Origin of the sequence: Brevibacterium sp. HMSC22B09 (genome assembly GCF_001806795.1) — a bacterium.
Lineage (GTDB): Bacteria > Actinomycetota > Actinomycetes > Actinomycetales > Brevibacteriaceae > Brevibacterium > Brevibacterium ravenspurgense.
In genome coordinates, this window is sequence record NZ_KV786000.1 from 47,530 (window position 1) to 67,233 (window position 19,704).

Annotated in this window: 16 protein-coding genes; 5 read left to right on the top strand and 11 right to left on the bottom strand. The window is 62.9% G+C overall.

Annotation, left to right across the window (positions count from 1 at the left end):
- Positions 1–56: 56 nt before the first annotated feature.
- Both HMPREF3087_RS01785 and HMPREF3087_RS01790 read left to right on the top strand, forming a co-directional pair.
- Positions 57–1,433 (top strand): uracil-xanthine permease family protein, encoded by a 1,377-nt coding sequence (locus tag HMPREF3087_RS01785; protein ID WP_070427834.1) that lies wholly within the window; start codon positions 57–59, stop codon positions 1,431–1,433.
- A gap of 72 nt (positions 1,434–1,505) precedes the next feature.
- Positions 1,506–2,276, top strand: a complete 771-nt coding sequence (locus HMPREF3087_RS01790) for a fructosamine kinase family protein (protein WP_070427835.1) — start codon at positions 1,506–1,508, stop codon at positions 2,274–2,276.
- Positions 2,277–2,407: 131 nt separating this feature from the next.
- Here the strand turns inward: HMPREF3087_RS01790 and aceB are convergent, their stop codons facing one another.
- Both aceB and HMPREF3087_RS01800 read right to left on the bottom strand, forming a co-directional pair.
- Positions 2,408–4,006: a malate synthase A gene (gene aceB, locus HMPREF3087_RS01795; protein WP_070427836.1), complete on the bottom strand. Its 1,599-nt coding sequence runs from the start codon at positions 4,004–4,006 to the stop codon at positions 2,408–2,410.
- Positions 4,007–4,126: 120 nt separating this feature from the next.
- Positions 4,127–5,512 carry an FAD-binding oxidoreductase gene (locus tag HMPREF3087_RS01800; protein WP_070427837.1) on the bottom strand — a complete coding sequence of 462 codons (1,386 nt, stop codon included), beginning with the start codon at positions 5,510–5,512 and terminating at the stop codon, positions 4,127–4,129.
- 127 nt (positions 5,513–5,639) lie between these two features.
- Between HMPREF3087_RS01800 and HMPREF3087_RS01805 the strand changes: the two genes are divergently transcribed.
- A complete protein-coding gene (locus HMPREF3087_RS01805; protein ID WP_070427838.1) occupies positions 5,640–6,368 on the top strand; it encodes an IclR family transcriptional regulator in 729 nt (242 codons plus the stop codon).
- A 112-nt stretch (positions 6,369–6,480) separates the two neighbouring features.
- On the opposite strand, the gene HMPREF3087_RS01810 is transcribed toward HMPREF3087_RS01805, so the two are convergent.
- Positions 6,481–8,181 (bottom strand): ribonuclease J, encoded by a 1,701-nt coding sequence (locus HMPREF3087_RS01810; RefSeq protein ID WP_070424563.1) that lies wholly within the window; start codon positions 8,179–8,181, stop codon positions 6,481–6,483.
- Positions 8,178–9,095, bottom strand: coding sequence for a 4-hydroxy-tetrahydrodipicolinate synthase (gene dapA, locus HMPREF3087_RS01815; RefSeq protein WP_070427839.1), 918 nt, complete (start codon positions 9,093–9,095; stop codon positions 8,178–8,180). Before dapA ends, HMPREF3087_RS01810 begins: the two co-directional genes overlap by 4 nt.
- A gap of 71 nt (positions 9,096–9,166) precedes the next feature.
- Here dapA and HMPREF3087_RS01820 point away from each other — a divergent pair, with 71 nt between their 5' ends.
- Positions 9,167–10,345 (top strand): heparan-alpha-glucosaminide N-acetyltransferase domain-containing protein, encoded by a 1,179-nt coding sequence (locus HMPREF3087_RS01820; RefSeq protein ID WP_070427840.1) that lies wholly within the window; start codon positions 9,167–9,169, stop codon positions 10,343–10,345.
- A 22-nt stretch (positions 10,346–10,367) separates the two neighbouring features.
- Here HMPREF3087_RS01820 and HMPREF3087_RS01825 read toward each other — a convergent pair whose 3' ends face one another.
- Together HMPREF3087_RS01825 and dapB are read right to left on the bottom strand one after the other, a co-directional pair.
- Positions 10,368–10,826, bottom strand: a complete 459-nt coding sequence (locus tag HMPREF3087_RS01825) for a hypothetical protein (protein WP_062019539.1) — start codon at positions 10,824–10,826, stop codon at positions 10,368–10,370.
- Positions 10,826–11,566, bottom strand: coding sequence for a 4-hydroxy-tetrahydrodipicolinate reductase (dapB, locus tag HMPREF3087_RS01830; RefSeq protein ID WP_083271970.1), 741 nt, complete (start codon positions 11,564–11,566; stop codon positions 10,826–10,828). Before dapB ends, HMPREF3087_RS01825 begins: the two co-directional genes overlap by 1 nt.
- 64 nt (positions 11,567–11,630) lie before the next feature.
- Between dapB and HMPREF3087_RS01835 the strand changes: the two genes are divergently transcribed.
- A complete protein-coding gene (locus HMPREF3087_RS01835) occupies positions 11,631–13,124 on the top strand; it encodes a DUF1846 domain-containing protein (protein ID WP_070427841.1) in 1,494 nt (497 codons plus the stop codon).
- Between the two features lie 109 nt (positions 13,125–13,233).
- Here the strand turns inward: HMPREF3087_RS01835 and HMPREF3087_RS01840 are convergent, their stop codons facing one another.
- From HMPREF3087_RS01840 to rpsO, 5 genes are all read right to left on the bottom strand, one after another.
- Complete coding sequence (locus HMPREF3087_RS01840) at positions 13,234–13,860, bottom strand: superoxide dismutase (protein WP_070427842.1); 627 nt, start codon at positions 13,858–13,860, stop codon at positions 13,234–13,236.
- A 128-nt stretch (positions 13,861–13,988) separates the two neighbouring features.
- Positions 13,989–15,614, bottom strand: a complete 1,626-nt coding sequence (locus HMPREF3087_RS01845) for a thiamine pyrophosphate-binding protein (protein ID WP_070427843.1) — start codon at positions 15,612–15,614, stop codon at positions 13,989–13,991.
- Positions 15,615–15,672: 58 nt separating this feature from the next.
- Positions 15,673–16,968, bottom strand: a complete 1,296-nt coding sequence (locus tag HMPREF3087_RS01850) for a M16 family metallopeptidase (protein ID WP_070427844.1) — start codon at positions 16,966–16,968, stop codon at positions 15,673–15,675.
- An 8-nt stretch (positions 16,969–16,976) separates the two neighbouring features.
- Positions 16,977–19,190, bottom strand: coding sequence for a polyribonucleotide nucleotidyltransferase (locus HMPREF3087_RS01855; RefSeq protein ID WP_062019533.1), 2,214 nt, complete (start codon positions 19,188–19,190; stop codon positions 16,977–16,979).
- A 192-nt stretch (positions 19,191–19,382) separates the two neighbouring features.
- Positions 19,383–19,652, bottom strand: coding sequence for a 30S ribosomal protein S15 (gene rpsO, locus HMPREF3087_RS01860; RefSeq protein ID WP_019174870.1), 270 nt, complete (start codon positions 19,650–19,652; stop codon positions 19,383–19,385).
- Between the last annotated feature and the right edge of the window lie 52 nt (positions 19,653–19,704).

A 19,704-nucleotide genomic window follows, 5' to 3' on the forward strand; every position in this document is an offset into this window, starting at 1 on the left:
GCGTATTCTGTGGTCTGCGGCGTGTAGCACGCCCACCTGTCAACACGAGGAGAACCATGAACCGCATCTGGTCGCTGCACGGCGATGGCAAGTCTGTTTCCCCGGGCGAGGTGGTGCTTCCTCGGGAGCGTCTGACCTGGGGGCGGACGTTCGGGATCGGGGCCCAGCACGTTGTCGCGATGTTCGGTGCGACGTTCCTTGTGCCGCTTCTCACAGGTTTTCCGCCGTCGACGACGCTGTTCTTCACTGCGATCGGCACACTGCTGTTCCTGCTGATCACCCTGGGCAAGATGCCGTCGTATCTCGGTTCGTCTTTTGCGCTGCTGGCACCGATCGGGGCGATCACCGGTTTTGATCCGGAGTCCGGGCTGGGTGTTGATCCCGAGCGGATGGCGCTTGCTCAGGGTGGAATCATCACGACGGGTGTTGCACTACTGGTGATCGGCGTGATCGTGCACTTTGCCGGTGTGCGCTGGATTGAGGTGACGATGCCGCCGGTTGTCACAGGTGCGATTGTGGCGCTCATCGGCTTCAATCTGGCTCCTGCCGCGTGGAACTGGGTGAAGCTCGCACCCGTTACGGCGATGGTGACGATCGGGGCGATTCTGTTCATCACGGTGTTTTTCCGCGGCATCATCGGCAGGCTTTCGATCCTGTTCGGGGTGGCCGCGGGCTACATCACCGCAGTTCTCCGAGGCGAAGTGGACTTCTCCGCCATCGGCGAGGCTTCATGGGTTGGCCTGCCCACATTCCACGCACCGGCTTTTGACGCCTCGCACCTGGGTTTGTTCATTCCTGTGGTGTTTGTTCTGGTGGCGGAGAACATCGGCCACGTGAAGTCCGTGTCGGCTATGACCGGCCAGAACCTCGACCCGATCACGGGACGCGCGCTCATCGCCGATGGCCTTTCAACTGCCCTGGCCGGTTCCGGCGGCGGTTCCGGTACGACGACGTACGCCGAAAACATCGGTGTTATGGCCGCAACCCGCGTGTATTCGACGGCGGCCTACATGTTTGCTGCCCTGTGTGCGCTGGCCCTGTCGATGACGCCGAAGTTCGGTGCGGCCATTGCCACCATCCCGCCGGGCGTTCTCGGCGGTGCCGCGACTGTTCTCTACGGCATGATCGGCATGCTCGGCATCCGCATTTGGGTGCAGAACCGCGTCGACTTTTCCGACCCTGTCAACCTCAACACGGCGGCAGTTGCCATGATCACCGCCATCGCCAACTACACGTGGGCTCCGGCTGGCATGCGCTTTGAGGGCATCGCCATCGGCACCGCGTGCGCTATCGGCATCTACCACCTCATGCGAACCATCGCGAAGATCCGGGGTACGAGCCATGAATCCGCAAGCCCCGCCTCGGCCCCGGCCGGCAAAGAGGCCGGGATCGACGTCCCGCGCACCAAGGGACACCAAGACTGGCCAGACTGACCCGCAGGCAAAACCAGCTAAGAGTCCGCGGCAGCAGGTCGAGGTCATGAGGCTGCTCCTACACTGAAGTACATGGCATTCACCAAACAGCGCGCAGGTACTCCCACTGGCTTCTTCCAAGCTGAAGCTGCCGGTCTGCGATGGCTGGCTGAACCCGGGGTCATTCCGGTGGTTCGGGTCCTCGGCGTGACCGATGACCGGCTCGAGCTTGAACGACTGGAGTCTGCTCCCTCGACTCCCGAGGCGGCGCGCACCTTTGGTGCGCAGCTGGCCTGCCTGCACAGCTCAGGTGCACCGGGGTTCGGTTGGGCACCCCACTCCCCCGCCTACTTCGGCCCCCTGAGCCAGCCGTTCGAGGTGCCGGCGGCACCTCGTGAATCTTTCGGTGAGTTCTGGGCTGAGGACCGTCTGCGCCCGCTTTTGGAGCGCGCTCGCGGGCAGTTGGGAGCCCGCGGTGCGGCTGCGGTTGAAGAAGCAGTCGACCTCATCGCAGAAGGCGCCTACGACGGCATTGCCGCAGGGCCGGCAGAAGAACCAGCACGCGTCCACGGCGACCTGTGGAGCGGAAACGTCATGTGGACGGCCGACGGTGCGGTGCTCATAGACCCGGCCGCCCACGGCGGACACCGCTTGGAGGATTTGGCGATGCTCGCCATGTTCGGCGCTGCCCACCTGAACGAAATCTTCGCCGGCTATGAGTCCGAACACCCCATGCCGAGCGGCTGGCGTGACGATATTCCCGCACACCAGCTGTTCGGCCTTCTGGCCCACGTTCACCTGTTCGGATCGATGTACACGCCAGACACTGTGTCAGCCGCTGAAGAGGTTCTGCGCACCAGGTGACTGCCTTTGGGCGGCTGCTCTGCGACAGCTGCCCACGGACCGCTGCCAAAACGCACTGAGGCCCCCGCGAAGACTTCGCGGGGGCCTCAGTGTTGAGCTTCGGGAGGAGGATCCTTCAGCTCAGGTTTCCATCAGCCCAGCAGCTCGTAAGCCGGCAGGGTGAGGAAGTCGTGGTATTCGTCATCCAGCGCCATTTCGGTGAAGAGCTTGGTTGCCTGCTCGAGGTTGTCACCGGAGAGCTTCGCGGTCTCTTCGTCAATGAGCTTCTGCACGAAGTCCTTCGTGATCTGCTCACCCGAGTCGTCCAGCTTCACGCCTTCCTTGACCCACTGCCACACCTGGCTGCGGGAGATTTCAGCGGTCGCGGCGTCCTCCATCAGACCGTTGATGGCAGCGGCACCGTTGCCGTTGAGCCACGACTGGACGTACTGGATGCCTACCGAAATGTTGGTGCGCAGGCCGCCTTCCGTGATCTGGCCGGGGGTGTCCTTCACACTGAGGATGTCGGCTGCGGTGACGTTGACGTCTTCGCGCTTCTTGTCGATCTGGTTGGGGCGATCACCCAGAACCTTGGTGAAAGCTTCCTTGCAGGTTTCGACCATGCCGGGGTGGGCAACCCACGAACCGTCAAAGCCGTCGCCGGCTTCACGCGACTTGTCGTTCGTGACCTGGTCGTATGCCTTCTTGTTGGCTTCTTCGTCCTTCGAGGGGATGAACGCCGACATACCGCCGATGGCGTGTGCACCGCGCTTGTGGCAAGTGCGCACCAGAAGTTCGGTGTAGGCGCGCATGAACGGAACGGTCATGGTCACCTGAGCGCGGTCCGGGGTGATCCAGTCTTCGCCCTTGTTCCGGTGGGTCTTGATGACCGAGAAGATGTAGTCCCAACGGCCTGCGTTGAGCCCCGAGGAGTGTTCGCGCAGTTCGTAGAGGATCTCTTCCATTTCGAACGCCGCCGGGTAGGTTTCGATGAGGCAGGTGGCGCGGATGGTGCCGCGCGGAACGCCGAGGGCTTCCTGAGCGTCAACGAAGATGTTGTTCCACAGGCGGGCTTCCAGGTGCGATTCCATCTTCGGCAGGTAGAAGTAGGGGCCGCGGCCCTTTTCAATCTGCTTGCGGCCGGCACTTGCGAAGTACAGCACGAAGTCGACGATCGAACCGGAGACAGGAGTGCCGTCAACGAGGATGTGCTTTTCGGTCATGTGCCAGCCGCGGGGGCGCACGATGATTGTGGGCAGCTCTTCGTCGGGACGCAGCTTGTATTCCTTGCCGGTTTCTTCGGCAACGAAGTCGATTTCGCGGTTGGTTGCGTCAAGCAGGTTGATCTGTCCGCCGATGACGGAGTCCCACGCGGGAGTGTTGGCGTCTTCCTGGTCTGCCAGCCACGCCTTGGCGCCGGAGTTAAGCGCGTTGATCGTCATCTTGCGGTACGTGGGGCCGGTGACCTCAACACGGCGGTCTTCCAGGCCGGGGGCAGGAGGCGCCACCTGCCAGGTCTCGTCTTCGCGGATGGCCTTGGTCTCTTCGAGGAAGTCGAGTTCGCCGCCTTCGTCGAGGAACTTCTGGCGTTCGACGCGCGCGGCCAGGCGGTCCTGGCGTTCGCCTTCGTACTTGCGGTGCAGGTCGGCGATGAGCTGCAGGGCCTCAGCGGTGAGGACCTTGGAGTATTCGGGCTTGAGCTCAGCGGTGATTTCCATGCCTTCGGGCAGCTGCAGGTCGGCAGTGGTCATTGTCTGTCTCCTATTCGTGTGATTTCACATTGTGAAATCTTTGATTCACACATTGAAAGATTAGGCGGAAAAGCCGGCTGGAGTCAATAGCTGCCCCAGCCGGCTTCCGCATTGTCATAGTCAGGCGCTGGGCTTAGCGTGCGGGCCCACGACAACCATCGTTCCGGGGTTGAGGATGCCCTGGGGGTCCAAGGCTTTCTTGATGCGCTCGTTGAGTTCGTAGACGTCCTCGCCCAGGTAGTCCTTCAGCCAGGGCTGCTTGAGCTTGCCAACACCGTGCTCGCCGGTGATGGTTCCGCCCAGGTTGATGGCGAGGCTCATGACCTCGCCGTAGGCCTTATTGGCCCGCTCTTCCTCGCCCTCAACGGTGGGGTCGAAGACGACGAGCGGGTGGGTGTTGCCGTCACCGGCGTGAGCCATAACGGGAATGCGCACGCCGTTGCGCTCTGCGATTTCCGCAATGCCCACCACGAGGTCACCCAGCTTGGGAATGGGAACACCGACGTCCTCCAGAAGGATGGAGCCGGTCTTCTCGATGGCGGGAATTGCGTGGCGACGGGCAAAAGCAAACTGCTCGCCCTCATCCGGGTCGGTTGTCGACAGGCATTCGGTAGCACCGGCCGCGTTGCAGATGTCTTCCATCCGCTGCATTTCGGATGCCGCAAACTCTGCCGGTTCGTCCGACTGGATGATGAGCATGGCCGCCGCAGCGCGATCCAGGCCCATGCGCAGGTCGTCTTCAACGGCGTTGATGGTCGGGTTGTCCATGAATTCGAGCATTGAGGGCTGCATGCTGCGAGTGATGTCGAGGACAGCCTTCGAGGAGCACTCGAGGCTCGGGAAGATGGCCACGAGGGTCGATGGGGTGCGCTGCTGCGGCACCAGACGCAGGGTGATCTCGACGACGATGCCGAGCGCACCTTCCGAACCGATGAACAGCTTGGTCAGCGAGAACCCTGCCACATCCTTGACGCGGGGGCCGCCCAGCGTGATGAGCTTGCCGTCAGCCAGCACCACCTTCAGCCCAAGCACGTAGTCCGTTGTGACGCCGTACTTCACGCAGCACAGACCACCGGCATTGGTCGAAATGTTGCCGCCGATCGAGCAGAATTCGCGTGAAGCAGGGTCCGGCGGATACCACAGACCCTCAGCCTGAGCTGCCGCGTTGACTTCACCGTTGTACGCACCGGGCTGCACGACAGCGGTGCGGGTTGCAACGTCGATCGTGATGTCGCGCATTTTGTCCAAAGAAATGACGATCGCGCCGTCCTGCGCAGTGGAGCCGCCCGACAGACCCGAACCGGCGCCCCGGGGAATGACGGGGACATCGTGCTTCGCCGCCCAGCGCACCGCAGTCTGCACGTGCTCAGCGCTGCGCGCACGCACAACGGCCAGCGGCATGCCGGCGTTGGGATCGTTCGCACGGTCGCGACGGTACGCCTCCATCTGGTCGGGATTGACGGTGACAACACCCTCGGGCAGGGAGGAGATCAGTTCTTCGAGCATTTGCCCACCTTTTGCGTATCAACGGCAAGGTACAGAAATGAATTTTCATTTCCATCTAGTGAAATTAGTATACTACGCTAGATGTGTTCTACGTCGCATTGTCACGTGTGTGCAGTCAGGAGGCGAATTGGCACCGACATCGCGAGTTCAATCAGTCGACCGCACCCTCGACGTCCTCGAGGCGCTCGGCTCCATGGGCGGGGCTGCCCGCTCCATCGACATCGCAGAGCAGCTGAGTCTTCCGGCCCCGACGGTCCACCGCATTCTGGCGACCCTGTCCGCCCGCGGCTACGTGGGACAGCTCCCCGACAAACGCTACTCCCTGGGAGCTGCCCTCATCCGCCTGGGCGCGCAGGCAGCCGCGCAGGTCGGCTATGATCTGCAGCCGATCCTCGACGAACTCGCGGGCAAACTCGGCGAAACCGTCAACCTCGCGTTTATGCAGGGCACAACCATGACGTACGTCGCCCAGGCGGCATCCCGCCGATCCATGCGCATGTTCACAGAAGTCGGCGCACGCGTGCCGATGCACAGCTCCGGCGTAGGCAAAGCAACGCTTGCCCACCTGCCCTCCGGTGAGGTCGAAGCGATACTCGCCTCCACCTCGTCAATTGATGCCCCGGCACTGCGAGCCGAACTGGAGCTCAGCCGGGAACGCGGTTTCGCCCTTGATGACGAAGAACAGGAAATCGGCGTGCGGTGCCTGGCAGTGCACGTGCCCGGCGCACCCGTGCCCGCGGCACTCTCAACGTCCTCCCCCACGTCCCGTCTGACGGAAGACGTCTACGACTCCTTCGCCAAAGAACTGCATGCCGCAGCGGCAAAGCTGACCGCGGTGTGGGAGGCGCGCCCCTAAGCCGCACGTCCGCACACGGCGCGCAAACAGACCGCAGACAAAGGCTGGGCGAGGGTTTCCCCTCGCCCAGCCTTTCAAGTTCTCAGAGTCAGCGCCTAAGCAGCTCCGACGCTCAGTCTTCGTCGCCGACAAGAACAACCATCGGCACGATCATCGGACCGCGCCGCAGCTTGGTCGACAGCCACCGGCCGATGGTGCGGCGAATGATCTGCTGCAGGCGGTGCTGATTCTTCACACCGTCATCGAGCGCGTCTTCAACAGCCTTCGTTATCTTCGGCTTAATGGTGTCGAAAACACGGTCGTGCTCAGCAACACCGCGCGTGTGGATTTCCGGCCCGGCAACGATCTCGCGGTTCTTCACATCGATCGTCATGAAGATCGACACGAAGCCCTCGCCGGCCAGCACGCGACGGTCGCGCAGATCGTCTTCCGTGACGTAGCCGACCGACTTGCCGTCGACGAAAACGTATTCGCACGGCACAGCTCCGACTATCGAAGCCTGCCCGTCCTTGAGGTCAACAACCCAGCCGTCGTCGGCGACGACAACCTTTTCCTTGGGCACGCCGGTTTCCATTGCCAGCTTCGCGTTGGCGAGCATGTGGCGCCACTCGCCGTGAACCGGCATAACACCCTTGGGCCCCACAATGTTGTAGGCGTACAGGAGCTCACCGGCCGATGCGTGGCCGGACACGTGCACCGCGGCATTGCCCTTGTGGATCACGGTTGCACCCAGGCGCATGAGACCGTTGATCACGCGGGACACCGAGTTTTCATTGCCCGGGATGAGCGAACTTGCCAGGATGACGGTGTCGCCCTCGGTCAGGTCGATCTGGTGGGTGCCGTTGGCCATACGCGACAGTGCCGCCATGGGCTCGCCCTGCGAACCGGTGCACATGAGCACCACCTGGTCTTCGGGGAGGTCTTCGACCTGTTTGATGTCGATGATCGAACCCGCTGGAGCCTGAAGGTAGCCCAGCTCCTGGGCGATCTTCATGTTCCGGACCATGGACCGGCCGACAAACGCCACCTTGCGTCCGTGGGCGACAGCAGCTTCTAGAACCTGCTGCACACGGTGGACGTGTGATGCGAAGGACGCGACGATCACACGGCGCGAGGCGTGGCTGAACTGCTGTTCAAGCACCCGCCCGATGTTGCGTTCGTGGGCTGTGAAGCCGGGAACTTCCGCGTTGGTGGAGTCCGTCAGGAAGAGGTCGACGCCTTCTTCTCCGACACGGGCGAAAGAGCGCAGGTCCGTAATCCGGCCGTCCAGGGGCAGCTGGTCCATTTTGAAGTCACCCGTGTGCAGGATGGTTCCCGCATTCGTGCGCAGGAAAATGGCCAGAGCATCCGGAATGGAGTGGTTGACGGCAATGAACTCGAGGTCGAACGGACCGAGCTTTTCGCGGTCGCCTTCCGACACGACTTTCGTCTTGGCCCGCACGCGGTGCTCTTTGAGCTTCGGTTCGACAAGAGCCAGGGTCAGGGTTGAACCGAGAACCGGGACGTCGCGGCCCAGTTTGCGCAGCAGGTAGGGCACAGCGCCGATGTGGTCTTCGTGGCCGTGGGTCAGCGCAATGCCGACAACGTCTTTTTCGCGCCCGTCAAGGTACGAAAAGTCCGGCAGGATGAGGTCGACTCCCGGCTGTTCTTCTTCGGGAAAGAGCACACCGGCATCGATGATGAGCAGTTTGCCTTCGGTCTCGAAGACCGTCATGTTGCGCCCGACTTCACCGAGACCGCCAAGAGCGACGATCCGCAGGGCGTTGGGGTCGACCTTCGGGGGTGTTCCGAGGTCGGTTGGCAGTTCAATCACTGAAGAAAACCGTGTCCTTCCAATGTTCGGCGCAGGAAGTCGACCTGGTCCGCCGTGGCCGGCAGAAGAGGCATGCGAACTGCGCGGGAGGGAATCACGCCCATGAGCTCAAGGCAGGCCTTGGCGGCAACCACTCCGGGCATGTGATTCATGATTGCATCGACCGCAGGAGCAAGGTCCAGGGCCAGGCGGCGAGCCGCGGCGATGTCATTCGCAGCGACCAAATCCACCATTTCAGACAGGGGGCGGGCAATGACGTGCGCCGCAACCGAAACCACGCCTACGGCACCGGAGGCCAGCAGCGGCAGGTTAAGGGCGTCTTCGCCCGAGTAGTACACAAGATCAGTGCTGCCCATGACCTCGATCGTCGATGCGAGGTCGCCCTTGGCATCTTTGACCGCGAGGATTGTGGGGCACTCGGCCAGTTCGATGAGCGTTTCTTTTTCAATCGGAACACCCGACCGGCCGGGAATGTCGTAGAGCATGACCGGCAGGTCCGAAGCATCGGCGATTGCCCGCATGTGCTCGGCAATGGCCGCCTGCGACGGTTTGGAGTAGTAGGGCGTGACGGCAAGAAGTCCATCGGCGCCGGCTTCGACGGCCTGTTCGACATTCGCAATCGAGGTGCGCGTGTCGTTTGTGCCGATGCCCGCAACGACGCGGACGTTTTCCGGCACGGCTTCTTTCACGGCGCGCAGAAGGTCGCCCTTTTCCTCAAACGACGTTGTCGGTGATTCACCGGTGGTGCCGGAGACGACGAGCATGTCGTTGCCCGTGGCCACCAGGTGCTTGGCAACAGCCTGCAGCGCATCGAAGTCGACGTCATCACCCTTGAAGGGCGTCACCATCGCCGTACCGACGCGACCGAAAGCTGCAATCGCTTCCGCTGCCTGTGAATCTCCCTGAATAGCCATGCCCCTACTGTACCGTCAGCAGGTGTCGAAGTGGCCCGTGACCACGGTCAAGCCGTGGCAGAATCGAGCCCATGAACTCTGCGAACAGGCTCTTCCCGCCCGGGCGTCTGCAGTGGCTGGATGCGGCGCGCGGCCTGGCCCTCTTCGGGATGATCGTCACCCACTTCTTCAGTCTCAGCACGGACGACCTCGAACCGACCTGGGCCGTTGTGTTCGCGGGCCGTTCCAGCGCCCTGTTCGCAGTTCTTGCTGGTTTTTCTCTGGTTCTGGCTTCACGTTCACGGGCTCTGTCCACCCCGGGCAAAGCCATTGCAGCCGCGGTCATCCGCGGAATCATCATCTTCGCAATCGGCCTCGTGCTCGGCACTGTCAGCACTCGCCTGGCCATCATCCTGACCGTCTACGGCTTCCTGTTCATTGCCGCGTCCGTCTTGCTTCCCCTGCGCGGTCGCACACTTGCAGCACTCGCAGCCGTGTGGCTCGCAGCCTCTCCCCTCGTGTCCCACGCAGTCCGCGCCCACTGGCAGCTGGAACAGGACTTCAACGTCCCGAGCCTCGATTCGCTTTATGATCCGGCGGGCTTGCTGCAGTCAGTTGTGCTCACCGGCTATTACCCCGCGCTGCAGTGGATGAGCTACATCCTCGTGGGCATGGCGCTCGCGCATGTCCCCTGGTCACGGCAGACTGCAATAACGGCGAGCGCTGTCGGTCTGGGAACAGCCATTATGGCCTCAGCCATCTCATCCCTGCTTCTGGTGAGCCGCGGCTGGGAGGTGCTTTCCGCCTCGGCGGCTGAAGAACCGGGCCTTCTTGAACAGGCGACGACCTACGGCAACTGGGGAACCGTCCCCACCGACACCGCGTGGTGGCTGGCAGTGAACGGCCCGCACACCGGCACTCCCCCGGACCTCGTGGGAACAGCGGGAGTCGCGGTGGCGGTCATCGGGGTGTTCTGTCTGCTGTTCACCAGCTTCCCCGCGCTCGCTCCGCGTCTTCTGCTGCCGCTGACCGCCCCCGGCTCAATGGCGCTGACCGCGTATTCCCTGCACGTGGTGCTGCTCGAAATGACTGCCGGCATGGCACCAACACAGGAGTATGTGACGCACGCGCTGGTGCTCATCGGCATCGCCGTGGTGTGGAAGCCCCTCATTTCGCGGCGAGGTCCGTTGGAGACCGCTATCGCCGCGATTGTGCGGCTGGCAGTGCGCGGAAAGCGGACGAGGCGGGGTCAAGTCGACCGAGTCGGTTGAGGAGCGCCGAGGTTCGGCTGGATCAGCTGGATTCGCGGCGAGCGGTTCGCTCCATTGTGATGGCCTTGCGCATGGTGCTGCGGGCGCGCCGGCGGTCGCCGGCTGCGTCGTAGGCCATTGACAGGCGGAACCACGACCGCCAGTCATCCGGCGCTTCCTCGGCTTCGCGAGCGTAGAGCTCAAACTGTTCGTCGGCGGCCTCGCGGACAATCCGCCCGCCCGGTGTGCGCGGGAGATCATCCGCTGGGAGCCCGCCTTCCTCGGCCAGCTGCTTGCCCAAACGCTCAATGCGAGCGCCGAACAGAAGCTCAACGATCAGCGCCCACGCCCCGATGATCGGCAGGACCAGCAGCGCGACCGCCAGCAGCTTCGCAACGATATTCGGTTCGCGCAGCATGATCATGCCGCGCTGCACCATAAAGATGAGGTACAGGAGCAGCAGCACCGAAATGACTGCCGCCCCGATCTTCGCTTTGGACATCAGAGGTACTTTTCCAGCCCCACCGTCAGGCCGGGCTGCTGGTCGACCTTGCCGACAGCGGTGATGATGCCCGACATAAAGGCTTCGGTCGAGTGTGAGTCCGTGCGGATGGTGAGTGCTTCGTGAGCTGAGCCGAAGTGAATTTCCTCGGAAGCATTCATGCCCAGCTGGCGGACGGCGTGCACGTGAATGCCGTCGATCACGGCTCCGCGAGCACCGTGCGGGTCGTCCTCTGTTGCGTCGGGAACATCCGGCAGGCCCGCATCGCGGCGCACTGCGGCAATCCGCTGGGCGGTCGACACGGCTGTGCCGGATGGAGCGTCGAGTTTGCGCGTGTGATGGATTTCGATGACTTCAGCAGAATCGAAATAGGGTGCAGCGAGCTCAGCGAACTGCATGGCGAGAACCGCCCCAATGGAAAAGTTCGGCGCGATGAGAACACCGACGTCCGGGTGCTGCTCGGTCAGCTGTTCCAGGCGCTGCAGACGTTCGTCACTCCACCCCGTTGTGCCCACGACACAGTGGATGCCGTGGCTGACCAGAAAGTGAACATTGTCTTCCGTTGATTTGGGCACAGTGAGCTCAACGGCGACGTCCGCTCCGGCTTCCACCACGGCGGAAAGATCGTCCCCACGGCCGATCGTCGCCACCAGCTCCATGCCGTCGGCTGCTTTCACCGCTTCGACGGCGTGCGAGCCCATGCGTCCTGATGCTCCGATGACTGCGACTTTGACTGCCACGTGATTCCCTTTCTGTCGGTCAGGTCCATTTTGTCATCCCACCGCGGTGTTAATATCAAAGACCATGCAGGCTCCCCTCGGATTCGACAGCGCAGAATACATCCGCCAACAGTCAGCACACATCGCCCAGCGGCGCCGCGACATCGGCGGCAAGCTCTACCTCGAAATGGGCGGCAAGCTCTTCGACGACAATCACGCCTCACGCGTTCTGCCGGGCTTCACCCCGGACAACAAACTGGCAATGCTTGCCGAACTGAAAAACGAACTCGAAATCCTCGTCTGCGTCAGCGCGCGCGATCTCGACCGGCACAAAATCCGGGCCGACCTGGGAATCAGCTATGAGGACGACGTCCTGCGGCTGATCGACGCGTTCCGCGACGAGGGCTTCACCGTCAACAACGTCGTCATGACCCAGCTGGACGACGGCAACCTCAAAGCCCGCGAATTCATCACCAAGCTCGAACGCCTGGGGCTCACGGTCGCCCGACACGTGACCATCCCCGGCTACCCCAGCAACACCTCGCTCATCATGAGCGAAGACGGCTTCGGCAGAAACGACTGGGTCGAAACCACCCGCGACCTCATCGTCGTCACCGGCCCCGGCCCGGGGTCAGGCAAACTCGCCACGTGCCTGTCGCAGCTCTACCTCGACAGCCAGCGCGGCATCACCTCCGGCTACGCAAAGTTTGAGACCTTTCCCATCTGGAACCTCCCCCTGGAACACCCGGTCAACCTGGCCTACGAAGCTGCAACGGCAGACCTTGACGACATCAACGTCATCGATGCCTACCACCTGCGCGCATACGGCCGGGAAGCCACGAGCTACAACCGAGACATCGAAGTGTTCCCGCTGCTGAAGGCCACCCTCGAAGAGCTCTACGGAGAATCGCCCTACCAGTCCCCAACCGACATGGGTGTGAACATGGTGGGCATGTGCATCAGCGACGACGGCGTCGTGCGGCACGCGGCCCAACAGGAAATCATCCGCCGCTACTTCACCGCGCTTGCTGACGAACGCCGAGAAAACGTCGACAACACGGTGTCAGAGCGGATCGCCGTCATCATGCGCAGAGCACAGATCACCCCGGCGGACAGGCCGATCATCGGCATTGCCCAGAACCTTGAAGCATCCACGGGGCAGCCGGCTTCGGCCATGCAGCTGCACGACGGCACCATCATCACCGGCAAAACCTCTGAACTGCTGGGCTGCTCAGCCGCCATGCTGCTCAACGCGCTCAAACACCTGGCGGGCATCGACCCGGACGTGCACCTGCTGCAGCCGGAGAACATCGAACCCATCCAGACACTCAAAACCCAGCACCTGGGAAGCCGCAATCCCCGCCTGCACATGGACGAAGTTCTCATCGCACTATCAGCCTCAGCTACGGCTGACCAGCACGCCGACGCCGCGCTGGCCAAGCTGAAGGACCTGCGCAGCTGCGATGTGCACACCACCACCCTCCTGGGTTCAGTGGACGAAGAGGTGTTCCGCAACCTGCAGATGCGCGTCACCTCGGACCCCAAGTACCAGCGCAAGTCGCTCTACCACAAACGCTGAGTTCAGGCAGGGCGGCCGGCAGCTTTGCCAGGAGCCGCGCTGCCCACAGAATCAGGGCACAGAAAAGGCGGGGAACACCATGTTCCCCGCCTTCTGCGTGTTGGAGCTATCAGCCCAGCAGGAGGCCTTCGCCCTGCTTGCGTGCGCGCTCGAAGCGAGCCTGGACGTCTTCCCAGTTCACAACGTTCCACCAGGCCTTGACGTAGTCAGCCTTGACGTTCTTGTAGTCGAGGTAGAAGGCGTGCTCCCACATGTCCAGCTGCAGCAGCGGGACGTAGCCCATCTGCACGTTGCCCTGCTGGTCGTAGAGCTGCTCGATGGTGAGCGCCTGACCCAGCAGGTCCCAGCCGAGAACAGCCCAGCCGGAGCCCTGGATGCTGGTTGCAACAGCTTCGAAGTGTCCGCGGAACTTGTCGAAGTCGCCGAAGGCGTCGTCGAGAGCGGCAGCGAGTTCGCCGGTCGGCTTGTCGCCGCCGTCCGGGGACATGTTGTTCCAGAAGATCGAGTGGTTGACGTGGCCGCCGAGGTTGAAGGAGAGATCCTTCGAAGCCTTGGCTGCGGCTGCGAAGTCACCCTTGTCGCGTGCTTCAGCCTGCTGTTCAAGAGCAGTGTTCACACCGTTGACGTAGGTCTGGTGGTGCTTGCTGTGGTGCAGTTCCATGATCTGGGCCGAGATGTGCGGCTCCAGAGCTGCGTAGCCGTAGGAAAGGTCGGGAAGATCGTACTTGACGGTCATGTCTTCCTCCTAAGAAGTCAATGAGCGACGTCTGTCGCTATCGCTTTCGAGCCTATCGAAGCTCGTCACCGGCTACAACGGGGGATGCCCAGCCGGTTATTCCAGATGGCAGGGCACCCCGACTGTGCTCATTTGCCGAACTGCGGGTTGTTGACCAGGTAGTCGGCTGTCGGTGAGTGTTCGTCCATGAGGAACAGACGCGGTGCCTGCGCCTTGCGCGCCTCGGCAAGACCGGCTGCCAGCTCGGCTGCATCCGTGACTTTCTGCGCCTCCATGCCAAGCGAGCGCGCCAGCGCGACGAAGTCCGGGCGTCCCAGTGCTACGGCTGTCGGTTCGTCGCCGCGTTCGAGCATTTCACGGGCGATCTCGCCATAGCCGCCGTTGTCCACAATGATGAACGACACGGCCAGCTGGTGCTCTACCGCGGCCATGAGCTCCTGGATGGTGAACATCGATCCACCGTCACCGGCAACCGCGATGACGTCTTCGTCGGGGCGGGCGAACTTCGCGCCGATGCCCGCCGGCAGGCTGTAGCCGAGTGTGCCGCCGCCGGCCGGGTACAGGTAGCGGTCACCCTCACGCAGCTGAACTCCCAGCTGCAGGCCGTAGTAGCAGGACATCGACGAATCACCCACGAGCGTCAGCGGGCCGTCAATCGTCTTCCGGTGTGTGTTGATGGCTTCGGTCAGGGCTTTAAACGGCTTGTGCCATTCAGCGCGTTCAGCTTCGATTTCCTCAGCCAGCGGAGCCGACCACAGTTCACCTTCGGCACGCTGCCCGCCGAGCTTCGCAACCAGTGCTTCAACCGCATCCTCAGCACGGGCCAACAGCGGATGCGACGGCGAGGCGTTTGTGATCATGGCGCGCTGGTCGATATCGATGCGAACAATTGTTTCGGGCAGCCGCATACCGGGGTCCCAGAACTCACTCGGGGCAAGCTCTGTGCCGATTGCGATGAGCGCGTCCGCCTGCCCCAGCAGGGTGTGGAATGCCGCCAGACCGCCGATGGCGCCAACCCGGTTGGGCGATTCGAGAACACCCATTCCAGCGGTCGTTTCGACAATAGGGGCGCCCAGAACCTCCGCGAGCTGCGCTGTGGCCCGACCGGCGCCTCGGGAGCCTCGCCCGGCAATGAGCAGCGGCTTCTTCGCAGAGCGAAGAGCCTGGGCCGCAGATTCCAGAACAGCCTCGTCCAGCGGCAGCCGGACATCTGTGGACACCGGCAGCACCGGTGTGTGCGGGCCCTCCTCTTCGATGACGTCCAGTGGGATTTCCAGGTAGACGGGCTTGTTGCGACCCGTCGTCATCGTCGCGAACGCGTGAGCGACCGCTTGCGGGATCTCGCTTGGCGCAGTCACCCGAACCGACGATTCGACAATGGAGTCAAAAACACCCGACTGTGAGCGGACCTCGTGCAGAAGGCCATTGCCCAGACCCGGGTGACGCACGGGAACACCCGGGCTGATCAGCAGCACCGGCACGGAGTCTGAATGCGCCTGCAGCATGGCTGCGGCCGCATTGAGTGCAGCCGGGCCGGTCGTGGTGACGAGCACGGACGGCTTGCCGGAGACACGCGCAGAACCATCGGCCGCATAGCCTCCGCCCTGTTCGTGCCGGGGTGTGATGACGCGAATCCCCTCGCTGTGCAGACCCGCGAAGATCTCAAGATTGTGCGTGCCGGGAATGCCGTACACCTGCTCGATGCCATGCGCTTTGAGTGCCGCGGCAAGCTGGCGTCCGCCGGTGGTGTTCATCGTGGTCCTTTCGCTCGGTGGCGTCGAGTACACAGAATGCAGTCGATGGGGTGGATCGTCACAAATCCAGGTCGTCACGCGGACCGACCGTGGCCATGGCCCATTCCTGTCCGAACAGGCGTGCGGCAAGCTCCCGCACATCTTCTGGGGTAACGGAGCGGGTCCGTTCGACGATTTCATCAGTCGTCAGAAGCGGCTGGCCGGTCAGTTCGCTGCGGCCCAAACGGTTCATCCGAACCGCGGAGCTCTCCATGGCGAGCACAGCGGAAGCCGCACTCGCAGAGGCAGTGTCTGCCACCTCGGCAGGACTCGGTCCGTTTTCGGCCAGTTCTGCGCACTCCGCACGGATGAGCCGCAGAACCTCCGGCGCATCTTCCGGTGCGCACCCGGCGTAGATTCCGAAGTCGCCGATGTCGCTGAACTGAGAGCCCGCGCAGTGCACCGAATAGGCCAGGCCGCGATCCTCACGGATGCTCTGGAACAGGCGCGAGGACATTCCGCCGCCCAGAAGCATCTGCAGGACTGCAAGCGTGAAGCGGTCCGGGTGCCCCAGGTGCAGGCCTTGGACACCCGTGAGCAGCACCTGCTGTTCGGTCGGTTTGACCAGTCCGCCGCGCGCAGCGTGGAACACGGGAGCCGGTTCGACTGCGGCACTCGAGGTGTCGCCAACCGGGGACGAGGTGCCACCCACCTCATCAGGCAGGTGCTCGGCTGCGCGCCGGCACGCCTGAACAACGGCTTCGTGTTCCGCTCCCCCGGCGGCCGCAATGACGATCCGCGGTCCCGTGTAGGCGTACGCGTAGTGGTCAACGAGTTCGCTGTGGTCCAGCTGCGCGATGCGCTGCTTTGTGGCGCCCACGGGACGGCCCAGGCCGGAACCGCGGTAGATGATCGAATCGTAGTGTTCGTAGAGAACATCAACCGGGTCATCAGCTGCCATCGCGAGTTCGTCGATGATGACTTTGCGTTCGCGTTCGAACTCCACCGGGTCCAGAAGCGAATTGAACACCATGTCGCACAGCACTTCGGCCGCGCGATCGAGGTCGTCGATGAGACAGCGGGCGTAGTAGGCGGTGTACTCCTTTGCGGTCACCGCGTTGGCTTCCCCGCCGAGCCTGTCGAATTCCCGCGCGATGTCCTTCGCGGTGCGCTGCCGGGTTCCCTTGAACAGCATGTGCTCAAGGAAGTGGGTGGAGCCGGCCGTGTCGTCGGTTTCGCTGCGTGAGCCCGAGCCGATCCAGATGCCGAAGGTCTCCGAGCCCAAGCCCGGCATTGTTTCGGTGATGATGCGAATACCAGACGGGAGGACAGTGCGGGCTACCGCACTGTCCTCCCGGTGAAGAGGTTCAGTCAAGGGTGAGGTCAGTCTTCGTCGGACGACTGCTCTTCGTCGACAACCGGAACCAGCGACAGCTTGCCGCGGTCGTCGATCTTCGAGATCTCAACCTGGATGGGCTGACCCACGCCGACAACGTCTTCGACGTCGTCAACGCGCTTGCCGCCGTTGAGCTTGCGCAGCTCGGAGATGTGCAGCAGCCCGTCCTTGCCGGGGCTGAGCGACACGAAGGCGCCGAAGCTCATGAGCTTCACGACGGTGCCCAGGTAGCGTTCGCCGACTTCCGGAACCTGCGGGTTGGCGATCGCGTTGATGGCGTCGCGAGCAGCTTCAGCAGACGGGCCGTCGGTTGAGCCGATCAGAACGGTGCCGTCGTCTTCGACCGAGATCTCCGCGCCGGTGTCTTCCTGGATCTGGTTGATCATCTTGCCCTTGGGGCCGATGACCTCGCCGATCTTGTCAACCGGGATGACAACCGACAGGATGCGCGGAGCGGTTGGAGCCATTTCAGCAGCCGGTCCGTCGATGGCTTCGCTCATGACATTGAGGATCGCGTGGCGGGCTTCCTTGGCCTGCTTCAGTGCGGCACCGAGCACGGAGGCCGGCAGGCCGTCAAGCTTGGTGTCCAGCTGGATAGCCGTGATGAAGTCTTCCGTTCCGGCGACCTTGAAGTCCATGTCGCCGAAGGCGTCTTCAGCGCCGAGGATGTCGGTCAGCGCGGCGTAGGCGCGCTGCGGGCCCGATTCGGTTTCGATGATGTCCGAAACCAGGCCCATGGCGATGCCTGCCACGGGTGCGCGCAGCGGCACACCGGCTGCCTGCAGCGACAGGGTCGAAGCACAGACCGAGCCCATCGAGGTCGAGCCGTTCGAGCCGAGAGCCTCCGACACCTGACGGATGGCGTACGGGAACTCCTCGCGGCTGGGCAGAACCGGAACGAGGGCGCGTTCAGCGAGGGCACCGTGGCCGATTTCGCGGCGCTTGGGGCTTCCGACGCGGCCGGTTTCACCGGTCGAGTACGGCGGGAAGTTGTAGTGGTGCATGTAGCGCTTGGAGGTTTCCGGCGCCAGCGAGTCGATCTGCTGTTCCATCTTGAGCATGTTGAGGGTCGAAACCCCGAGGATCTGGGTTTCGCCGCGCTCAAACAGTGCCGAACCGTGCACGCGAGGCAGAACATCAACATTGGCCGACAGCGGACGGATGTCCTTCAGACCACGACCGTCGATGCGCACCTGCTCGGTGAGGATGCGCTGGCGGATGATGTCCTTCGTAATCGCGTTGAGGGCGCCTGCGATTTCAGCTTCGCGGCCTTCGAACTTTTCGCCCAGCTGTTCGTAGAGGTCGTCCAGCAGAGCGTCAGCTGCGGCTTCGCGCTCCTGCTTGTCGGCGATCTGGAAGTTCTTGGCCTGCCTGTCGTAGGCGGCTTCCTTCACAGCGTCGTAGACGTCGTCTTCGTAGGCCTTGAAGATGGGGAACTCGGCAACCGGCTTGGCGGCCTTTTCGGCGAGTTCTTCCTGTGCGCGAACAAGTTCGCGGATGAAGGGCTTAGCGGCTTCCAGACCGGCTGCCACGACTTCTTCCGTGGGCTTCTGGCCACCGGCCTTGATAAGGTCCCAGGCCTGTTCGCCGGCTTCGGCTTCGACCATCATGATGGCCACGTCGCCGTCGACCACGCGACCGGCAACAGCCATGTTGAAAACAGCGTCCTTCAGCTGCGAGTGGTTGGGGAACGCAACCCACTGGTCTTCGATGAGCGCAATGCGCACACCGCCGATGGGGCCGGAGAACGGCAGTCCGCCCAGCTGGGTGGACATGGAGGCCGCGTTGATGGCCAGGGTGTCGTAGATGTGGTCGGGGTTGATCGACATGACCGTGACGACCACCTGGACTTCGTTGCGCAGGCCCTTGACGAAGGACGGGCGCAACGGGCGGTCAATCAGACGGCACGCGAGGATCGCGTCGGTGGTGGGACGACCTTCGCGGCGGAAGAACGAACCGGGGATCTTGCCGGCGGCGTACTGGCGCTCTTCGACGTCGACGGTCAGCGGGAAGAAGTCAAAGCCTTCGCGCGGGTTCTTGCTGGCGGTCGTGGTCGACAGCAGCATGGTGTCGTCGTCGAGGTAGGCAACGGCCGAACCGCTGGCCTGCTTGGCCAGACGGCCCGTTTCGAAGCGCACCGTGTGCGAACCGAAGCGCCCATTGTCAATGTGGGCAACTGAGGAATAAGGGTGAATACCCAAAAGAGTCTCCGTTCATAGGGGATGACTGAAAGCGTCCCCGCACCCGGTGCTCGATCGAAGCCCACGCACACTCTCTGTTGCGGAGGCCACTGTCGATCACCGGCAGAATGCGGGCTTGGACACCGCTCAGTGTATCAAGCACAGCGGCCCGCCTGCGGGATGCAGGCGGGCCGTTGAGTGAAGATCAGATGATCAGCGGCGAAGACCGAGCTTCGCGATGAGCGCACGGTAGCGCTCAATGTCGGTTTCAGCGAGGTACTTGAGCATACGACGACGCTGACCGACCAGCAGGAGCAGACCGCGACGCGAGTGGTGGTCGTGCTTGTGCTCCTTGAAGTGTTCGGTGAGGTCCTTGATACGGCGGCTCATGACGGCGATCTGAACTTCCGGGGAACCGGTGTCGCCTTCGTGGGTCGCGTATTCCTTGATGATTTCCTGCTTAACGGACTTGTCAAGTGCCATGCGGTTCTCCTTCAGAAATCGCTGCGCGGCGCACTCGCCTGGTGCGAATGCC

Bases quoted from the DNA above. Each gene is read 5' to 3' on its own strand.
- HMPREF3087_RS01790 (WP_070427835.1), top strand. From the start codon at position 1,506: ATGGCATTCACCAAACAGCGCGCAGGTACTCCCACTGGCTTCTTCCAA.
- aceB (WP_070427836.1), bottom strand. From the start codon at position 4,006: ATGACCACTGCCGACCTGCAGCTGCCCGAAGGCATGGAAATCACCGCT.
- HMPREF3087_RS01785 (WP_070427834.1), top strand. From the start codon at position 57: ATGAACCGCATCTGGTCGCTGCACGGCGATGGCAAGTCTGTTTCCCCG.
- HMPREF3087_RS01800 (WP_070427837.1), bottom strand. From the start codon at position 5,512: ATGCTCGAAGAACTGATCTCCTCCCTGCCCGAGGGTGTTGTCACCGTC.
- HMPREF3087_RS01835 (WP_070427841.1), top strand. From the start codon at position 11,631: ATGCAGGCTCCCCTCGGATTCGACAGCGCAGAATACATCCGCCAACAG.
- dapA (WP_070427839.1), bottom strand. From the start codon at position 9,095: ATGGCTATTCAGGGAGATTCACAGGCAGCGGAAGCGATTGCAGCTTTC.
- rpsO (WP_019174870.1), bottom strand. From the start codon at position 19,652: ATGGCACTTGACAAGTCCGTTAAGCAGGAAATCATCAAGGAATACGCG.
- HMPREF3087_RS01845 (WP_070427843.1), bottom strand. From the start codon at position 15,614: ATGAACACCACCGGCGGACGCCAGCTTGCCGCGGCACTCAAAGCGCAT.
- HMPREF3087_RS01825 (WP_062019539.1), bottom strand. From the start codon at position 10,826: ATGTCCAAAGCGAAGATCGGGGCGGCAGTCATTTCGGTGCTGCTGCTC.
- HMPREF3087_RS01820 (WP_070427840.1), top strand. From the start codon at position 9,167: ATGAACTCTGCGAACAGGCTCTTCCCGCCCGGGCGTCTGCAGTGGCTG.
- HMPREF3087_RS01840 (WP_070427842.1), bottom strand. From the start codon at position 13,860: ATGACCGTCAAGTACGATCTTCCCGACCTTTCCTACGGCTACGCAGCT.